Here is a 17,393-nt window from a genome sequence, read left to right on the forward strand (position 1 = left end):
CCGAGCGTCTCCGGGACGAGCCTCAGCAGACCTTCCCGTCCTGCGGAACCTCCCCCGCGACCAGGTACGCGTCCACGGCGTCGCCCACGCACGCGTTGGAACGGCCGTAGGCCGTGTGGCCCTCGCCCTCCCAGGTGAGGAGCGAGGCGGAGTCGAGGGTCTTGGCGAGGCCCTCGGCCCAGACGTACGGGGTCGCGGGGTCGTTGGTCGTCCCGATCACGACGATGGGGGCCGCGCCCTCGGCGTGCAGGTCGAACTCCTGCTCCACCACGGGGTAGGCCCAGTCGACGCAGGACATGCCGCCGTAGGTGAAGAACGACCCCATGGTGGGGGCGGCCTCCTCGATCTGGGCGGCCTGCTCGGCCATGACCTCGGGGTCGGGGTTGCCGCGAGCGTCGAGGCAGTTGATCGCGCGGAAGGCCTCGGCGGAGTTGTCGCTGAAGGTCCCGTCGGGGTTCCGGCCGTTGTACAGGTCGGCGAAGCTGAGGAGCGTGGTGCCGTCGCCGTCGCTGAGCGCGCTGTCGAGGCCCGCTGTCAGGGCGGACCAGCTCTCGTTGTTGTAGAGCGGCAGCGCGATCCCGTAGAACGCGAGGGTCGAGGTCAGGCGCCGGTCGCTCGTCGTCCTCAGGGGGCGCTCGGCGACCTGGTCGAGGAACTCCTCGACCTGCGCCATGCCGTCGTCGACGGACCCCGTGAGCGGGCACCCCTGGCCGCCCTGGCAGTCCTCGACGTAGGCGCGCAGCGCGTTCTCGAACCCGACGGCCTGCTGGGCCGAGATCTCGTCGGAGGTGAGCGTGGTGTCGATCGCGCCGTCGAGGACCATGCGCCCGACCTTCTCCGGGAAGAGCCCCGCGTAGGTGGCGCCGAGCTGGGTGCCGTAGGAGAAGCCCAGGTAGTTGAGCTGCGGGTCCCCCAGGACGGCACGCAGCATGTCCATGTCGCGCGCGGCGCTCTGGGTGTCGACGTTGCCGAGGAGGTCGCCCGTGTTCTGGGCGCACGCGTCGGCCCAGGCCTTGAGGTCGGCGGCCATCTCGGCGCGTCCCTCGTCGCTGTCGTCGTACGCACGGGACAGCGAGACGTCCTTGGCCGCGTCGTCGAGGCACACGACGGGGGTCGAGGACCCCACGCCGCGCGGGTCGAACCCGATGACGTCGTACGCCTCGCGCACGGGGGCGCCGATGGAGCCCGCCGCGCTCGTGACGTAGTCGATGCCGGACCCGCCGGGACCGCCGGGGTTGGTCAGCAGCGACCCGATCTTCTCGCCCGACGCGGGCAGGCGCTTGAGCGCCAGCTCGATCTTTCCCTGCGCCGGGTCCTGCCAGCTCAGCGGTGCGGTCGCGGTCGTGCACTCGAAGCCGCCCCCGCAGTCCTCCCACACGAGGCTCTGCCCGTAGAACTCGGCGAGCTCGGCCGGCACGTCCTCGCCGGTGCTCGTGGGCCCCGTGGAGCCGGTCTCCGCCGGGCTCTGCACCTTGGGTGAGGGGGCGCACGCCCCGAGCAGCAGGGCGAGGGCGAGCGTCGCAGCGGACAGCGCTGTGGTGCGGCGGGAGGGCTTCTTCACCCGGCAACGGTAACGGGTCGGGCTGGGCCGGGGCGCCGTTTGCGGCGCCCGGCCCAGCCCTTTCACGCGAACTTCACGGGCGCCGATCCGCGGCGTCGCCGAGCGGGCGGACGGTCAGGACTGCGTGACCCACGCGGCCTCGCCGACCTGCCCTGCGGCGCTGCGCGGGGCCAGCACGACCGTGCCGTCCTCACCGAGCCGGACCGTCACGTCGGCGGACTCGTCGACGCCCTCCGGCGCCTGGACGACCGTGGTCCAGGCGCGCAGGTCCATGGTGCAGGGCTTGCTCGCGTCGAGCTCCTCGAAGGTCACGACGACGTCGCTCCCGTCCAGGGTCGCCTCCCCGTCGGCGATGCGCGGGCACGTGCTCGACCCGAACGTCACGACGTACAGGTAGCCGTCCTCCGCGGTCCAGGCCGCGCCCGTGCCGCCGTTCGTGGGCGCGTCGATCCCGGCGGGGAGCTCGATGCCGTTGGCGCCCGCCTCGATCGGGAGGTCGGCCGCGTCGATCGGCGTCTGCGCGGTCTCCGACGAGTCGTCGGCGGGCGTGGTCTCGTCCGTGGTGCTCTCCTCGGCGCCCGGCGTGCCCGACGAGTCCCCACCCGAGTCGGTGGCCGTGCCGCACGCGGCGAGCGCCAGGACGGCGACGAGCGAGAGGGCGGGGGCGAGGCGGCGCAGGGAAGTCATGGGGTCTCCTTCGTGCTTCGGTGCGGGCGCCGCGGTGGCGCACCCGTCACTCACATCATGTCGTGGGGTGCGGGAATCTTGCGGCGCGGCGCGCGTCGGTCGTGGACGCGGCGTGACGCTCCGCCGTCGGGTCCGTGGCTCGCACGGCCGGCGCGGCGGCGTCGAGCCCACTGTCGAGCCCGGCGCGGAGCATCGCGACGAACGCCGCGAGAGTGGGCGAGGTGTTGTCAGGGGACCAGGCCGCGCCGATGTCACGCGTGGTGACGGGCTCGTCCAGGCGGAGCTCGACGCCGTCGTGCACCGGGTGGCGCGCGGGCGGCAGGACGCTCACGCCGAGCCCCGCGGCGACCAGACCGCGCACGGTGTGCAGGTCCTCGCCCTCGAACCCGATGGTGGGGCGCACACCGGCCGCGGCGCACAACGCGTCGACCGTGCCACGCAGGCCGTAGCCCCGCTTGAGGGTGATGAAGGTCGAGCGGGCGGCCTCGCGCAGCGTGGCGCTGGGGCGGTCGGCGAGCTCGTGCCCGGCGGGGACCATGAGGACGACGGGTTCCTGGAAGAGCGTGAGCGTCAGCAGGCCTGCGGGCGCCGGGACGAGGCGCGACACGAGCGCGATGTCCACCTCGCCCGCGGCGAGCGCGGCCAGGCACGAGCGGCGCGCGCCCTGCGTCATGGTGAAGCGGACGGCGGGGTGTTCGGCGAGGAACTCCTTGATGAGGCCCGGGACGACGGACTCGCCGAGCGAGGTCTGGAACGCGACCGACAGGGTGCCGCGCGCGAGCGCCTCGCTCGAGCGGACGGCGTCGACGCCTGCGCCGAGCGCCGCGAGCGCCTGGCGTGCGTGCGGCAGGAGGGCGCGCCCCGCGGCGGTGAGCCGGATGCCGCGCCCGTGCTTCTCGACGACGGGTACGCCCAGCACCTCGCCCACGCGCGCGACCGCCCGGGACACGGTCGGTTGCGGGGCCCGCAGCATCGCGGCGGCGAGGGTCACCTGCTCGACCTCGGCGACCGCGACGAACGCGGGCAGCAGCGGGAGCAGGCGACGGGTCTCCTCGTCCAGGGCGGCGTCCATGCCCACAGCGTATGCATCAGCACCTCACCATGCATTGGACGCAAGAGTCCGGGATTCCTACGGTCGAGCCCATGACGACCCTCGGCGCGGGAACGGCCGCAGCACCCGCCCTGCCCGGCCCGCGCGCGCCGTGGACGGGTTACCGGAAGGGCTCCCAGGGGTACCGCCGGACGGTCGTCGCGCTCGTGTGCGCGGGGGTCGCGACGTTCGCGCAGCTCTACTCGCCGCAGGGGATCCTGCCCGCCGTCGCGGCCGACCTCGGGGTCTCGGCCCCCACGGCTTCGCTCACGGTCTCGGCCGCGACGCTCGGCCTCGCGCTCGCGGTCCTGCCCTGGTCCGTGGTCGCCGACCGCGTCGGCCGCGTCCGCGCCATGCGGGCCGCGCTGGTGGCCGCGAGCGCCCTGGGCGTCCTGGTGCCGTTCGCACCGACGACCGAGCTCCTCGTCGCGGGCCGCTTCCTCGCGGGGGCGGCCCTGGGCGGGGTCCCTGCGCTGGCGGTGACGCTGCTGCACGAGGAGATCCGGGCGGCGCACACGGCCGTGGTCGCAGGGCTGTTCGTCGGCGGGGCGTCGGTGGGCGGGCTCGCGGGCCGGGTGCTCGCGGCGTCGGTCGGGGAGGTCGCGGGCTGGCGCGTGGGCCTGGCCGTGGTGTCGGGGCTGTGCGCGGTCGCGGCCGTGGTGTTCGTGGTGCTCGTGCCGCGGGCGCGGGGGTTCGTCCCGGGCGGTGCGAGCCTGCGCGAGGTCGGTGCGCTCGTGGTCGCGAACCTGCGCGACCGTGGCCTCCTCGTCCTGTACGCGAACGGCGCGCTGGTCATCGGCGGGTTCGTGACGACGTACAACTACCTGGGGTTCCGGCTCGAGGCCCCGCCGTACCTGCTGTCGCCCGCGGTCACGTCGCTCGTGTTCTTCGCGTACCTGGGCGGGACCGTGTCGTCCCGGCTCGCGGGCAGCCTCACGCTGCGGTGGGGTCGCCGCCGGGTCCTGGCCGTGGCGGGCGGCGCGATGGGTGCGGGGGCGCTCCTGACGCTCGCGCCGCAGATCCTCGTGGTCCTGCTGGGCCTCGTGGTCCTGACGGCGGCGTTCTTCGGGGCGCACGCGGTCGCGTCGGGGTGGGTCGGGCACCGGGCGGTGGTGGGGCGGGCGCAGGCGACGTCGCTGTACAACGTCTTCTACTACGCGGCGTCGAGCCTGCTGGGGTGGCTCGGAGGCGTCGCGTGGGTGCAGGCGGGGTGGACGGGCGTCGCGCTGTTCGTCGCGGCCGCGACGCTCGCGGCACCGCTGCTCACCCTGGGGTCGCGGTCGCTGCGGTCCGCGTGAGGCACGTCGCGGGCCCGACGGCGCAGCGCACCACGGAGGCTCGTCGCGCCTCTCCGTGCCGACCCGTACCTGCCCGTGCGAGGCCTCGGGCGAGGCGGACTCGGGCGGCGAGCGACGACGTCGGGCGTGCGGCCTCACGCCGTCGCCGGGGCCGGGGCGTCGATCGCGAGCCGTACCCCCACCGCACCCAGCAGGGTGCCCGTCGCGCGGCGCTGCCAGCGCATCCACGTGGGGCGCGAGCGCAGGAAGACCGCGATGCTGCCTGCCGCGAGGACGATCGCCGCGTTGACGGCCATGCTCACCCCGATCTGCACGCCGCCCAGCACGAACCCCTGCCCCATGACGCTGCCCGCGGCCGGGTCGATGAACTGCGGGATGAGCGCGAGGTACATGATCGCGGCCTTGGGGTTGAGCAGGTTGGTGAGCAGCCCCATGCGGAACAGCGTGGCGCGCGAGTCGCGCGGGAGGTCCTGCGCCTCGAACGGGGACCGCCCGCCCGGGCGCAGCGTCCTCCACGCGAGGTAGAGCAGGTAGCACGCGCCCGCGACCTTGAGGCCGACGTACAGCCACGGCACCACGACGACGACGGCCGCGAGCCCCAGGTTCGCCAGGGTCATGTAGACGACGAAGCCGGACGCTGTCCCCGCGAGCGAGACCATGCCCGCCTGCCACCCCTGGCTGATGCTGCGCGAGACCAGGTAGACCATGTTGGGACCGGGCGTCAGGACCATGCCCAGGGCGACGGCCGTCATCCCCAGGACCGCTGCCGTACCGACCATGTGCGCGGCCTCCTGTCGCGATGCGCCGCCGTGCGCGGCCGTCGAGCTCGTCCTCCTCGGCATTCTGCCCCCGGCGCACGGTGACCACCACCCCTCTCGGGGCCCGAGCCCCGCGAGCGCGCGACGCTCCCGGACGCAGGAGGGACGCTCGCCGTGCACGACTGCGCACCGCGCGGCAGGGTGGGAGGGGCAGGGGCCGATGAGTTCGGGCGGCGCGGCGGGTCTTCGTCCCGTACGCGGACGACGACCCGCAGAGACGGCCGGCACCCACGCCGCCCCGCTCACCCGATCGAGAGGCACGACCGTGACCGACATCGAGACCCGGACCCTCGAGGCGCCCGGGGCGACCATCACCTACGACGTCCGGGGGAACCTCGCCGACGCGACCCCCGAGGCGCCCGTGCTGCTGCTCATCGGCTCCCCCATGGGGGCCGAGGGCTTCGGCACCCTGGCCTCGCACTTCACCGACCGCCCCGTGGTGACGTACGACCCGCGCGGCGTCTCGCGCAGCCCGCGCACCGACCCGTCGACGCCCGTCACGCCCGACCACCACGCCGACGACCTGCACCTCGTGATCGAGGCCCTGGGGTCCGGGCCGGTCGACGTCCTCGCGAGCAGCGGCGGGGCGGTCAACGCCCTCGCGCTCGTCGCGGCCCACCCCGAGCAGGTGCGGACCCTCGTGGCCCACGAGCCGCCGTCGGGCCCCGCGCTGCCGGACCGCGACGCGGTGCTCGCCGCGATCCAGGCCGTCTCGAGGACCTACCAGGAGCGAGGCTTCGGCGCGGGCATGGCGCACTTCATCGCCCTCACGAGCTGGGAGGGGCCGTTCCCGGACGACTTCGCCGACCAGCCGGTGCCCGACCCGGGCGCGTTCGGCTTCCCCGCCGAGGACGACGGGTCGCGCGACGACGCCCTGCTGGGGCAGAACCTCCTCAGCGGCACGGGCTACGAGCCCGACTACGACGCGCTCTCGCGCGCGTCGACCCGGGTGGTCCTCGCGGCGGGCGAGGAGTCGGGCGAGCAGATGGCGGCCCGGTCGGCGCGTGCCATCGCCCAGAACATCGGGACCGAGGCCGTCGCGTTCCCCAGCAACCACGGCGGCTTCCTGGGCGACGAGTACGGCATGCCGGGCGACCCCGACGGGTTCGCGTCCGCGCTGCGCACGGTCCTGGAGGGCACGGACATCCGCTGACGGGCGGGCCGGGCACCCCGAGCTGCCGGGAGCGCCCGGGAGCGCCCGGCCGGTGGACCGACCGACCGACCGACCGACCAACCGACCCTGAGGAGGACACATGGACCGCGACAGCGTCATGGCGTGGGTCGGCGCCTACGAGACGGCGTGGCGCGCGGAGGACCCGCGGGCCGTCTCGGCACTCTTCACCGAGGACGCCGCGTACGCCCGCTCCCCGTACGACGACCCGCTGCGCGGTCACGACCAGATCCGGGACTTCTGGCTCGCGGACGCCGGGCAGACGTTCACCATGACCGCCGAGCCCGTCGCGGTCGACGGGCTCGCCGCGGTCGTCCGGGTCGAGGTCCGCTACGGCGGGCCCGACCCCCAGGAGTACCGCGACCTGTGGATCCTGCGGTTCGCGGACGACGGCCGCGTCGAGGACTTCGCCGAGTGGGCGTACTGGCCGACCAAGCCGTACACGGCGGGTTGAGCCGGGCAGCGGGCCGGGCCGCCGAGCGCAGCCCGCGACGCGTCCCCCGTCGCGTGCGAGGATCGCGAGCATGAGCGCCGACGCTCCCCGCGCCTCGCGCGCTCCCGGCACGTGGGGAATGCGCGCGGACGTGCTGCGCCACGGGCAGGGGCACGACTCGGACAAGGTCGGCTACATCGAATTGTTCTTCGACCTGGTGTTCGTGTTCGCGGTGACCCAGCTCTCGCACTCGCTCATCGCGCACCCCGACGGCACGACCCTGGTCCAGACGCTCATCCTGGGGGCCGCGGTCTGGTACCTGTGGATCGACACCACGTGGGTCACCAACTGGCTCGATCCCGAGCGCCACCCCGTGCGGACCCTGCTGATCGTGATGATGCTGCTGGGGCTGCTCATGTCGAGTGCGATCCCCGAGGCGTTCGGCGAGAAGGCGCTGCTGTTCGCGGGGACCTTCGTCGCGATCCAGGTGGGACGCTCGGCCTGGACGGCGTACGCCCTGCACCGGCACTGGCCGGAGAACGGCACGAACTTCGTGCGGATCACGGTGTGGCAGGTCTGCTCGGGCGTCCTGTGGATCGCGGGGGCGCTCGTCCCGGACGACTCGTGGCGCCTGCTCCTGTGGGTCGCGGCCGTCCTCGTCGACTACACGGGGCCACGCGCCCTGTTCCGGGTCCCGGTCCTGGGACCGACGGACCCTGCGACGTGGGTCGTGCGCGGCGGGCACATGGCCGAGCGGGTGGGCCTGTTCATCATCATCAGCCTGGGCGAGTCGATCATCGTCACGGGCACGGCGTTCGGCGACCTCGAGCTGACGGGCACGGTGCTGCTGGCGTTCCTCGCGGCCTTCGCCTCGACCGTCCTGATGTGGCTGCTGTACTTCGACCGCTCCGAGCGCCGGGCGACGGCGTACTTCGCGGGGTCGGACTCCCCCGGCATGATCGCGCAGACCGCGTACACGTACGTCCCCTACCTGATCGTGGTCGGGATCGTGCTGACGGCCGTCGCGGACGAGATCGTGCTGCTGCACCCTCTGGGCCACGAGGGCTCGGGCCATGCCGAGCCCTGGACCGCAGGGCTGATCTGCGGCGCGGGCATGGTCTACCTCGTGGGCAACACGCTGTTCCGGCGCGCGACGGGCGGCCCGTGGTCGCTGCCGCACGTCGCCGGGATCGTCGCGCTGGGCCTGCTGTACCTGACGCACCCTGTCCTGTCGCCGCTCGCGATCAACTGGGTCTCGAACGGGGTGCTGCTCGCCGTGATCCTGGGCGACGTCGCGGTGTCGCGCCGTGCGGTGCGCACGGAGCGCTGACCTGCCCCGGACCACGAGCCCGCCCGACGCCGAGCGTCCTAGATCGTGTGGCTCGCCCGGGGCGAGTGGTGCGGCGCCTCGAAGAAGTGGTCCAGGTCCTCGCGCGTGAGCGACGCACCGTCGGACCCTCCGCCCAGGCTCGCGAGGAGGCGGGCCGCCAGGTCTCGCACGGGCTCGTTGGTGATGCTCGAGTGGTGCCGCAGGATCTCGAACGCCTCGTCGTCGGTGAGGCCGTAGACCACCATGAGCGCCCCCTTGGCCTGCTCGATCGCCGCCCGCTTCCTCGCCGACGCCGAGACGGCCTCCGTCGCCCGCTCCTGGGCGATGGCCTCCTGCGACTCGGTGAGGTCCATGAAGTAACCGGTGACGCGGGCGACCCGATCCGTCCGTGCGTCGATCTCCCCCTGTCCCACGATGCCCAGGACCCTGGTCCGTGCAGCGGCGTCGACGATCCGGTGCACGACGCTGAACGGGGCACCGGTCCGCACGACGTCGGCGAACACGCCCGCGACCCGGGCAACGTCGTCGGGGTGCTTGTGCGCCAGCATGAGCTGCGTCGTCGGGACGACCTCACCGGGCGCGAAGCCGTGCATCGCGAACAGCTCGTCCGACCACCACCACCGGCCCGTCGGCACGTCGAGCGCGAAGCGCGCGACCGGCTGGCGCCCTCCGGCCAGGAGGACTGCCTCGAGGTCTCGGTCGTCCCTGTTCTCGTCGTCCTGTGCCATGTCCTCGACACTCCCCGGTACGCCCGGGGCTGCCCTCCCCGGGTTGCGTTCTCCTGATGCTAGGCCGGGCGCCGCCGGACGCAACCGCACACGGGCGTCGACTCAGCCGACGCGTCTCCACGGGCGGTCACCGGGGAAGACGATCTGCTCGACCGCGCCACCGATCCCCCGGACGACGTGCTCGGCCCCCTCACGGAGCGCCGCGTCGCGCGCGGCGAGCATCGCCTCGGCCTTGGTGTCGAAGACCGCGAAGACCTGGGCGTCGCCGGAGCGACGGTTCTTCCACAGGTTGTCCTCGTAGAACGTCTCGATGCGAGTGAACATCGCGAAGACCTCACCCTCCCGCTCCCGCGGGCACGACCCTCACGGCCACTTCTCGACCGTCTTCCCACGATAGACCGCGAGGACTGCTCCCCGCAGGGCGGCGTGTCCGCGCGGGTGCGCAGTTCCTGCGGTCGAGGGCCGTTCGGTGCGAGACTTGACGGGAGGACGTGACGAACCGGACGTGGAGAGCGAGGATGCGATGGTCGGTCAGACGACGATGCTCGGGCTGCTCGCCCGCTCGCTCGCCGGCAGCGACACGGCAGCCCCCCTGGCGGTGCGCCTGTGCCAGGCGTGCGTCGAGATCCTCGCAGCCGACGGTGGCGCGCTGACGCTCTCCTCGACCACACCCGAGCGGCTCACGGTCAGCACGTCGAACGGGAACTCCGCCCGGTACGAGGACCTCCAGGAGGTGCTGGGCGAAGGCCCGGGGCAGGTCGCGTACACCGAGGGGCGGACCGTCGTCGAGGTCATCGACGGGGTCGACAGCACGCGGTTCCCGGTGTTCAGCGAGCTCGCGGAGTCCGTCACGGGTCCCGTGACGATCTACGCCGTCCCCATGCGTCCCGCCGGGCAGATCATCGGCGTGCTCACCGTGTACTCGGTCGAGGGGCCGCTCGCGTTCAGCACGCCCGACGCGCAGTTCCTCGCGGACGCCGTCGGGGCGGCTCTCCTGGGTGATCCCGCCTCGGTCAGCGCCCTGTCCTACCCGACCTGGCCGGAACGTGCCCGCGTCCACCAGGCTACCGGGATGGTCGTGGCCCAGCTCGGCGTGGCTCCGGAGGACGCGCTCGCACTGCTGCGCGCCAGCGCCTACGCCCAGTCCGAGTCGCTCGACCAGGTCGCCGACGACATCGTCTCGGGCCGTCTGAACTTCGCGCGTCGTGGCAAACGGTCCGACGGGATCGTCTCGCACGAGAGCCCCGGCAACACCCCCGGAAACGAGGAGCCATGATCCCCCGCACGTCCGCCCAGGCGCTGGCCGCCGTGACCTCGGCCCTGCTGCAGGACCACGACGTCACCGGGCTGCTCGCGCAGCTCGTCCAGGACAGCGCACGCTTCGTCCCGGCCGACGCCGCGGGCCTGCTGCTGCGCAGCGACGGGGACCACCTCGAGTTCCTGAGCGCCACGTCCCACCGCACGACCGAGCTCGAGATCTACCAGGCCCAGGGTGACGAGGGGCCGTGCGTCGACGTCGTGCGAGGAGGTGAGAGCGTCGAGGCGGTCGGGGCGTCGGCGGTCGAGGAACGCTGGCCGCGCATCGGCCCCGAGATCGTCCGGGCCGGGTTCCGCTCGGTCTTCGCGTCCCCCATGCGCTGGCACGGTCAGGTCATCGGCGGGCTCAACCTGTTCACCGTCTCCGACGAACCGCTCGACGAGACAGCACGCCAGCTCGCGCAGGCGTTCGCCGACGTCGCCACCCTGGTCATCGTCCAGCCGCTGCACGTCGACGAGGACGATCTCCTGGGGAACTTGCGGCGAGCGCTCGAAGGCCGCGTCGTCGTCGAGCAGGCCAAGGGCGTGCTGGCCTACCAGCTGGGCATCGGCATGGCCGATGCCTACGACGAGCTCGTGCGTCGCAGCGAGCAGGACGGCCGGACGCTCACGGCGACGGCGCGCGCGACGATCGACGAGGCCCGGAGGTCCTGAGACCGGGCTGCTCGAGCCCGGTCCTCCCCTCACCTCACGGGAGACCGACCACCTGGTCGAGCACGGCCTGGTAGAGCCGCGTCGCGTCGTGCACGACCTGGTCCGTGAGCCGGGCCACGGGCCGGACGTCGCCGAGCAGCGGTTCGCAGTCCGGCCCGCGGCCCACGACGACCCCGGTCAGCACCCAGGCGTAGTGCTTCTCCTCGGCGAGGTGCGCGTACCGCTGCAGCTGCCGGGCGACCCACTGCTCGGGTGGTCGGGCCCACCACGGCTCCGGGTCGAGGGGGTTGGCCGGGATCCCCGGCAGGCGGCACCCGCTCTCGTGGTCGACGCGAGCCTGTGTCGCGTCGACCGCGGGCCCCCCGCTGCACCGCACGTACAGGGGGACGCCCTGCCCCGTGAGCTCGACCAGCTCCTTCAGCGACTCGACCGTGAACACGGCGGCTAGCTCGACGGGCACGGGAGGCGATGCGGGCACCGTCACGAGAAGGTGGGGACACACGGGCTTCGATGGGCATGACGGGACGACTCCTCGGACGAAGGATGCGTGAGCCGACTGCCTGACCCGTTGTGCCACCGACCCTACCTGCCCGCCGGACGACCTTCCATACGTGCAGGAACGGGGCACAAGCCGCACCACGCCCGACGGCGCCGCACCCCTCCGGTGGCGAGCGGCGGCGTCGGGCAGAGGCGACCGGCACGCGGCCCGGCCCCGCCGGACGATCAGTCGCGACCCCGCCGCGACGCCTTCCGCAGGGCGGGGACCACCAGGGCCACCCCGACCCCCGCCACGACCCAGGCCCATCCCAGGGCCGGGTACGCCGGTGCGAGGACGTCCGAGAGCCCCGCGTCGGCGAGGCGCACGCGCGTCGCCTGCGACTGCGCGAGCGCCGGCACGACGCCCACCGCGACGAGCACGATCCCGAGCCAGCGCGCCGTCGCCGTCCCGTCCAGGACGTCGCGCGCACCCCGGGACCCCTGCCGGGCCAGGAGGAAGGTGAGGAAGCACGCGGTCCCCAGGAGCGCGGAGAACGCGATCAGGTCGATCGTGTCGAGCGGCCGGTGGGAGTAGACGTCGGTCCAGGGGATGGCCGTCCCGTGGACGGTCGTCGTGACCATCGCGTCGACCTGCTCCTGAGCGACCGAGGAGAGGCGCGAGGCGTCGACCACGCGCACGTCGACCAGGCCGAGCGGTCGCGTGAAGCCGTTGACCAGGTGGACCACCGCGACGCCCCAGAAGATCACGGCCCCGGTCAGGGCGAGCGCGCCACCCTTCTCACCCTCCCTGCCGCGCGGGCTGCGCGGCCTGCCGGGGCCGCGGCGTGCGCGGGCGCCACGACCCGCCTCGCGCCGCTCGGTGGTCCGGGTCGAGCCGTCGTCGGCCATGGGTTCGCTCTCGTCGAGGGGTGGGTCGCCACATCCTCCCGGACCGCCTACGCGCCGTCCAGCCCGCCCCCGGGCCTCGTCCTCGATGTGCGGCGCGCGACGTGCCGCGCGGGCTCAGCCCTGCGGACGCAGCGCGATGGCCATGGCCTCGAGCGCGAGCAGCGGCGCCACGTTCCCGCCGAGGCGCTCGCGCGCGACGCCGATCGCGTCCATGCGGCGCACGGTCTGCTCCGGGGTCGAGTCCTCCGCGAGCGCCTGCACGGTCTCGGCGAGCTCGGCGTTGACGAGGTCCACGTGGGCACCGAGCTGCACCACGAGCACGTCGCGGTAGAGCGAGAGCAGGTCGAGCATCGCGCGGTCCAGGACGTCGCGCTGGTGTCGGGTCGCGCGACGCTTCTGGTCCTTCTCGAGGTCCGTCACCTGCGACCGGAGCCGGGGCGGCAGCGTGCCTCCCGCCTCGACGCCCAGGGCTCGCAGGAGCTCGGCCTTCTCGACCGCGTCCCGCTCCTCCGTGGCGGCCTTGGCCTCGGCCTGCGCGACCTCGACGAGCTCACCCGCCGCGACCACGGCGTCCCCGACGCCCCGGATCCGGCGGGCGATCGACAGGACCGAGGACCGGCGCTCGCGCGCCTTGCCGTCCCGGGCCAGACGTCGGGCGAGGCCGATGTGGCTCTGCGCGGCGCGCGCGGCGGCCTCCGCCACGACGGGGTCCACGCCGTCGCGCCGGACGAGGAGCTGCGCGACGGCCTCGACCGGGGGCACCCGCAGGGCCACGCCCCGGCAGCGGGACCGGATGGTGACCAGGACGTCCTGCGGGCTGGGCGCGCACAGGATCCAGACCGTGCGCGGCGGCGGCTCCTCGATGGACTTGAGCAGGACGTTGGTGGTGCGCTCGGCCATGCGGTCGGCGTCCTCGACGATGATGACGCGCCAGCGCCCCTGCGACGGGCGACGGCTCGCGACACCCAGCAGGTCCCGGACCTCGTCGATCGTGATGGTGACCTTCTCGGTCGCGACGACCGTGACGTCGGCGTGCGTGCCCGCGAGGGTCGTGGTGCACGCCTGGCACACCCCGCACCCGCCCTGCTCGCACTGCAGCGCGGCCGCGAAGGCCCGCGCGGCGTTGGACCGCCCCGACCCCGGGGGGCCCGTCAGGAGCCAGCCGTGCGTCATCGCGGCAGGGTCGGTCGCCGCGGCCGAGAGGACCTCGACCGCGTGCTCCTGCCCGACGACGTCGTCCCAGACGGTCACGGTGTGCTCGTCCCGGTCGCGTCCGCGGCGACCGTGCCCGTGGCGGGGCCGGAGGCGGGGCGGCTCGCGGGAGGCGTGACCGGCAGGTCGGCGAGGCCGGGCGTGTAGCCGATCGCGGAGTCGGAGTCGTCGAACCCGTCGTCGGGCAGCGCCTCGACCGTGTCCTCGGCCTCCTCGACGACGGGCGTGAGCTCGAGCCGGGCCGCGAGGTCCACCCGGATCTGGGCCTGGATGTCCTCGATCGAGCCGGCCGCGTCGATCACGACCCACCGCTCGGGGTCCGCCGCGGCCCGGGAGAGGTACGCCTCGCGCGTGCGGCGGTGGAAGTCGATCCCCGCGCTCTCCAACCGGTCCGGCTTCCCCTCGATCCGCTCGACCGCGACCGCCGGGTCCAGGTCGAGCAGGACCGTGACGTCCGGCATGAGCCCCTGCACGGCCCACAGCGAGATGAGCTCGACCTCGTCCACGCCCAGCTCACGACCACCGGCCTGGTAGGCGACCGACGAGTCGAGGTAGCGGTCCGTGACGACCACGGCCCCGCGCTCGAGCGCGGGGCGGACCAGGTGCGCGACGTGGTGGGCGCGGTCCGCCGCGTAGATCAGGGCCTCGGTGCGGGCGTCCATGTCCCGGCCGTGCAGCACGGCCTGACGCAGCTCGGCCCCCAGCTCCGTCCCCCCGGGCTCGCGCGTCAGCACGACCTCGCGGCCGGTCAGCTCGCCCAGCCACTCCCCCAGGAGGCGGGACTGGGTGGACTTGCCGACGGCGTCGCCGCCCTCGAACGAGATGAAGTAACCGGGTGTGCTCACGCGCCCACGATAGTCGGGCCACCTGACACCGGTCCGCCCCCGCGACACGGCCGGTAGCCTCGGTGGCATGTCCGTCCTCCCCGCTCCCGGCCCCGACCTCCCCGAGTCCCCCGCGCTCCCGACGCCCGGCGTCGCGTTCGCCGACCGGACCTTCGACGCGATCCTGTTCGACATGGACGGCACCCTGATCGACTCGGTGCCCGCGGTCGACCGGAACTGGCGCCGCTGGGCGCACGAGTACGGCCTGCCGGACGCGGACACGTTCCAGGTCGAGCACGGGACTCCCGCGCGGACCTTCATCGCGCGCCTCCTGCCTGCCGACCAGGTGGAGGCGGCGTACGACCGCATCCACGACCTCGAGCTGAACGACAACGACGGCGTGCGCATCCTGCCGGGCACGGTCGACTCCTTCGCGTCGATCCCGCCCACCCGCCAGGCGATCGTCACGTCGTGCACGCGGCCGCTCGCGGCGGCCCGCATCGCGGCCGCCGGGCTCGTGCCGCCCGCGGTCGTCGTCACGGCCGACGACGTCACGCACGGCAAGCCCGACCCCGACCCGTTCCTGCTGGGGGCCGAGCGCCTGGGCGTGGACCCGGCACGGTGCCTCGTGGTCGAGGACGCGCCCGCCGGGGTCGCGGCCGGCCGGGCGGCGGGGTGCGCCGTGCTCGTCGTCGAGGGCACCCACACGTTCGAGCAGCTCGCGGGAGGCGCCGTGGTGCCCGACGCCGGAGCGACCGGGCTGGACCAGGTGCGCTTCGTCGTCGGGCCGGACGGCGCGATCCGCGTCACCGACGCCTGAGCCCTCGCACTCGCAGCACCGGACGGGCTACGACGCGTCGAACGCGTCGGCCGCGCGCCGGAGCGAGAGCACGGTCGCCCCCGCGACGAAGAAGTCCTCCTCGGACGTGCTGCGAGCGTCCCGGACGGCCCTCCGGAGCTCGTCGGTCCTCTCGTGCAGTCGCCCGAGACCGTCCTCGTCGACACGGCCCGCGGCCGACGAGCGCACGACCTCCCCGAGCTCCCGCAGTGCGTCACGCACCAGCGGGCGCAGCGGCTCCCCGAACGCGAGGTCGTCGCGGTCCTGCGTCTCCCAGGCCGTGATGAGCCGGGTCATGTCCGTCACGACCCCCGACACCGTCGACAGCGCCTCCGACTGCTCGCGCTGCGCGCGTGTCGCGTCGGCGTAGCGCCGGGCGCGCCGGTTGGCCCGGGCCGCCTCCCGGGCGTGGTCCGCCGACCGCCGAGACCGGTCGACCACGGGTCCGAGCAGCAGCCTCCGTTCGTCCCACTCCTCGTGCGTGGGGGCCACGTCCCGGTCGAGACCGTCCGCGAGGTGGTCCAGCTGGTCGGCCAACGCGTTCTTCAACCGGTCGAGCACCACGTCCGTGGCGACGATCGGCAGCGGGGGGAACAGAAGGTTGACGAGGATGCCGATGAGAGCGCCGACGACCACGAGGCCCGCGTACGCGCCCATGTAGCCGACCTTGTCCGTGTTCCCCACGATGAGGACGAACAAGGCCGAGGTGACCGCCCACGACCCCATCTCCCCGAGCGTGACCCAGCCCGCGGCCAGCGTCGCCAGGGCGACCACGATCGCGATCGACAGTGCGCTGGGTGCGAGCAGGAAGTCCGCCGCCCGCGCGATGACGACGCCGACGAGGATGGCCCCCACGGCCTGGAACGACTCCCGGACGGAGCGCGCCACGGTGCTCGTCGTCGCGACGACCGCCCCCAGGGGCGCGTAGTAGGGATAGTCCGAGAACGGCTCGGGCATGGCGATCCCGACCAGCCACGCGATGCCGGCCGCCACGGCTCCCCGCAGCGCCATGCCCCACCTCGGGTGCAGACGCCACTGCCGCATCGCTTCGGCGGCGAGACGCCTCGGACGCGGCACGGGCCGGTCGGTCAGGCTGGGGTGGGTCATCCGGACACCCTAGGCACGGGCCGCGGCGGTCGCAGCGGCTCGGGCCCCGTCAGCGGCTGGCCGCCCTCAGATCACACCGGCCCGCAGGCCCGCGGCCACGACCTTGGAGGCTGCCGCGTGCACGTCCATGAGCTCGTCGAGCGTCAGGCCCGTCGCGGCGGTGATGGCGGGCGGGACCTCCTCGGCCCTCGCCCGCAGCTCGCGCCCGGCCGGGGTGAGGGTCACGTCGACGACGCGGCCGTCGTGCTCGTTGCGGGACCGGGTGAGGTATCCCGTGGTCTCGAGCCGGCGGACGAGCGGCGAGAGCGTGCCCGGGTCCAGGTGGAGCCGGTCGGCGAGCGACGTGGCCGTGGTGCGCTGACCGGTCGCCGCGTCCTGCCACAGGGCCAGCATCACGAGGTACTGGGGGTGCGTGAGCCGCAGCGGCTCGAGCAGCGGCTTGTACATGGCGACCATGGCCCGGGCGCCGGCCGAGAGCGCGAAGCAGACCTGGGACTCGAGGGCGAGCGGGTCCGGGCCCGGCGCACGCGCCGCTGCCGACGGTGCGTCGGGCGCGGCGCTCTGGATCGAGGTGGTCACGTCGTCATCGTAGCCAGATCTCCCCTATGCTTGGTACACCAATCATTGGTGCACCATGCATTTGCACCGGTTCTCGTGAGGAGAGGCGCATGGCCGACAAGCAGCGACGACGCCCCCTGGGCCTGCGCATGACCGAGACGTTCCTGCCGATCTTCGGCCCCGCCCAGGTCGGGAAGCAGGGCTCGCCCGGGCGCGGCGTCTCCGCGGCCGAGGCCGAGCGCGACCGCGAGCTCAAGACGCGCTTCGAGTACGTGACGGGCCCCGACGGCCGCAGCTACGTCGTCGAGCACACGGACGAGGCGACCGCGGGCTGAGCCCTCGCCCTGCCGAGAACGGGGTTGCGGTCGTTCTGCACGTCAG

19 protein-coding genes and 1 pseudogene are annotated in these 17,393 nt (G+C 73.9%); 8 read left to right on the forward strand and 12 right to left on the reverse strand.

Annotated elements, in window-relative coordinates; all coding sequences use genetic code 11:
* Positions 1-22: 22 nt before the first annotated feature.
* From NHG27_RS16305 to NHG27_RS16315, 3 genes are all read right to left on the reverse strand, one after another.
* Positions 23-1,561, reverse strand: a complete 1,539-nt coding sequence (locus NHG27_RS16305) for an alpha/beta hydrolase (RefSeq protein WP_497016996.1) — start codon at positions 1,559-1,561, stop codon at positions 23-25.
* A 114-nt stretch (positions 1,562-1,675) separates the two neighbouring features.
* Complete coding sequence (locus tag NHG27_RS16310; RefSeq protein WP_193718114.1) at positions 1,676-2,248, reverse strand: hypothetical protein; 573 nt, start codon at positions 2,246-2,248, stop codon at positions 1,676-1,678.
* 55 nt (positions 2,249-2,303) lie between these two features.
* On the reverse strand, positions 2,304-3,320 hold the full coding sequence (locus tag NHG27_RS16315) for a LysR family transcriptional regulator (RefSeq protein ID WP_497016997.1): 1,017 nt from the start codon (positions 3,318-3,320) through the stop codon (positions 2,304-2,306).
* A 71-nt stretch (positions 3,321-3,391) separates the two neighbouring features.
* On the opposite strand from NHG27_RS16315, the gene NHG27_RS16320 reads away from it, so the two are divergent.
* The gene (locus tag NHG27_RS16320) at positions 3,392-4,636 is read left to right on the forward strand and encodes an MFS transporter (RefSeq protein WP_497016998.1); all 1,245 of its coding nucleotides are present in this window, start codon (positions 3,392-3,394) and stop codon (positions 4,634-4,636) included.
* A gap of 134 nt (positions 4,637-4,770) precedes the next feature.
* On the opposite strand, the gene NHG27_RS16325 is transcribed toward NHG27_RS16320, so the two are convergent.
* Positions 4,771-5,415, reverse strand: coding sequence for a LysE family translocator (locus tag NHG27_RS16325; protein WP_497016999.1), 645 nt, complete (start codon positions 5,413-5,415; stop codon positions 4,771-4,773).
* 304 nt (positions 5,416-5,719) lie between these two features.
* On the opposite strand from NHG27_RS16325, the gene NHG27_RS16330 reads away from it, so the two are divergent.
* The 3 genes from NHG27_RS16330 to NHG27_RS16340 all read left to right on the forward strand — a co-directional run bounded on the left by NHG27_RS16330 (position 5,720) and on the right by NHG27_RS16340 (position 8,388).
* Complete coding sequence (locus NHG27_RS16330) at positions 5,720-6,607, forward strand: alpha/beta fold hydrolase (RefSeq protein WP_497017000.1); 888 nt, start codon at positions 5,720-5,722, stop codon at positions 6,605-6,607.
* A 100-nt stretch (positions 6,608-6,707) separates the two neighbouring features.
* Complete coding sequence (locus NHG27_RS16335; protein WP_193718109.1) at positions 6,708-7,079, forward strand: YybH family protein; 372 nt, start codon at positions 6,708-6,710, stop codon at positions 7,077-7,079.
* A gap of 70 nt (positions 7,080-7,149) precedes the next feature.
* Positions 7,150-8,388 (forward strand): low temperature requirement protein A, encoded by a 1,239-nt coding sequence (locus tag NHG27_RS16340; protein ID WP_497017001.1) that lies wholly within the window; start codon positions 7,150-7,152, stop codon positions 8,386-8,388.
* 38 nt (positions 8,389-8,426) lie between these two features.
* Here the strand turns inward: NHG27_RS16340 and NHG27_RS16345 are convergent, their stop codons facing one another.
* Both NHG27_RS16345 and NHG27_RS16350 read right to left on the reverse strand, forming a co-directional pair.
* Positions 8,427-9,116, reverse strand: a complete 690-nt coding sequence (locus tag NHG27_RS16345) for a PAS and ANTAR domain-containing protein (RefSeq protein WP_497017002.1) — start codon at positions 9,114-9,116, stop codon at positions 8,427-8,429.
* Positions 9,117-9,218: 102 nt separating this feature from the next.
* Complete coding sequence (locus tag NHG27_RS16350) at positions 9,219-9,440, reverse strand: DUF2188 domain-containing protein (protein ID WP_497017003.1); 222 nt, start codon at positions 9,438-9,440, stop codon at positions 9,219-9,221.
* Between the two features lie 199 nt (positions 9,441-9,639).
* Here NHG27_RS16350 and NHG27_RS16355 point away from each other — a divergent pair, with 199 nt between their 5' ends.
* The gene (locus NHG27_RS16355) at positions 9,640-10,392 is read left to right on the forward strand and encodes an ANTAR domain-containing protein (RefSeq protein WP_497017004.1); all 753 of its coding nucleotides are present in this window, start codon (positions 9,640-9,642) and stop codon (positions 10,390-10,392) included.
* A complete protein-coding gene (locus NHG27_RS16360) occupies positions 10,389-11,087 on the forward strand; it encodes an ANTAR domain-containing protein (protein ID WP_497017005.1) in 699 nt (232 codons plus the stop codon). Before NHG27_RS16355 ends, NHG27_RS16360 begins: the two co-directional genes overlap by 4 nt.
* Positions 11,088-11,121: 34 nt before the next feature.
* Here the strand turns inward: NHG27_RS16360 and NHG27_RS16365 are convergent, their stop codons facing one another.
* From NHG27_RS16365 to tmk, 4 genes and pseudogenes are all read right to left on the reverse strand, one after another.
* Positions 11,122-11,547, reverse strand: a complete 426-nt coding sequence (locus tag NHG27_RS16365) for a DUF6098 family protein (RefSeq protein ID WP_497017006.1) — start codon at positions 11,545-11,547, stop codon at positions 11,122-11,124.
* Positions 11,548-11,810: 263 nt separating this feature from the next.
* On the reverse strand, positions 11,811-12,473 hold the full coding sequence (locus NHG27_RS16370) for a hypothetical protein (RefSeq protein WP_497017007.1): 663 nt from the start codon (positions 12,471-12,473) through the stop codon (positions 11,811-11,813).
* A gap of 114 nt (positions 12,474-12,587) precedes the next feature.
* Entirely contained in the window at positions 12,588-13,724 is a 1,137-nt protein-coding gene (locus NHG27_RS16375) for a DNA polymerase III subunit delta' (protein WP_193718105.1), read from the reverse strand.
* Between the two features lie 185 nt (positions 13,725-13,909).
* Positions 13,910-14,530 (reverse strand): annotated as a pseudogene (tmk, locus tag NHG27_RS16380) (dTMP kinase); the annotation flags it as partial.
* A gap of 67 nt (positions 14,531-14,597) precedes the next feature.
* Between tmk and NHG27_RS16385 the strand changes: the two are divergent.
* Positions 14,598-15,329 carry an HAD-IA family hydrolase gene (locus NHG27_RS16385; protein WP_497017008.1) on the forward strand — a complete coding sequence of 244 codons (732 nt, stop codon included), beginning with the start codon at positions 14,598-14,600 and terminating at the stop codon, positions 15,327-15,329.
* A gap of 27 nt (positions 15,330-15,356) precedes the next feature.
* Here the strand turns inward: NHG27_RS16385 and NHG27_RS16390 are convergent, their stop codons facing one another.
* The gene (locus NHG27_RS16390) at positions 15,357-16,454 is read right to left on the reverse strand and encodes an FUSC family protein (protein WP_497017009.1); all 1,098 of its coding nucleotides are present in this window, start codon (positions 16,452-16,454) and stop codon (positions 15,357-15,359) included.
* Positions 16,455-16,520: 66 nt separating this feature from the next.
* Complete coding sequence (locus tag NHG27_RS16395) at positions 16,521-17,033, reverse strand: MarR family winged helix-turn-helix transcriptional regulator (RefSeq protein ID WP_497017010.1); 513 nt, start codon at positions 17,031-17,033, stop codon at positions 16,521-16,523.
* 89 nt (positions 17,034-17,122) lie between these two features.
* Here NHG27_RS16395 and NHG27_RS16400 point away from each other — a divergent pair, with 89 nt between their 5' ends.
* Positions 17,123-17,347, forward strand: coding sequence for a hypothetical protein (locus tag NHG27_RS16400; protein WP_193718100.1), 225 nt, complete (start codon positions 17,123-17,125; stop codon positions 17,345-17,347).
* Positions 17,348-17,393: the final 46 nt, after the last annotated feature.

The sequence above is a fragment of the Oerskovia sp. 140933 genome, assembly GCF_059651515.1.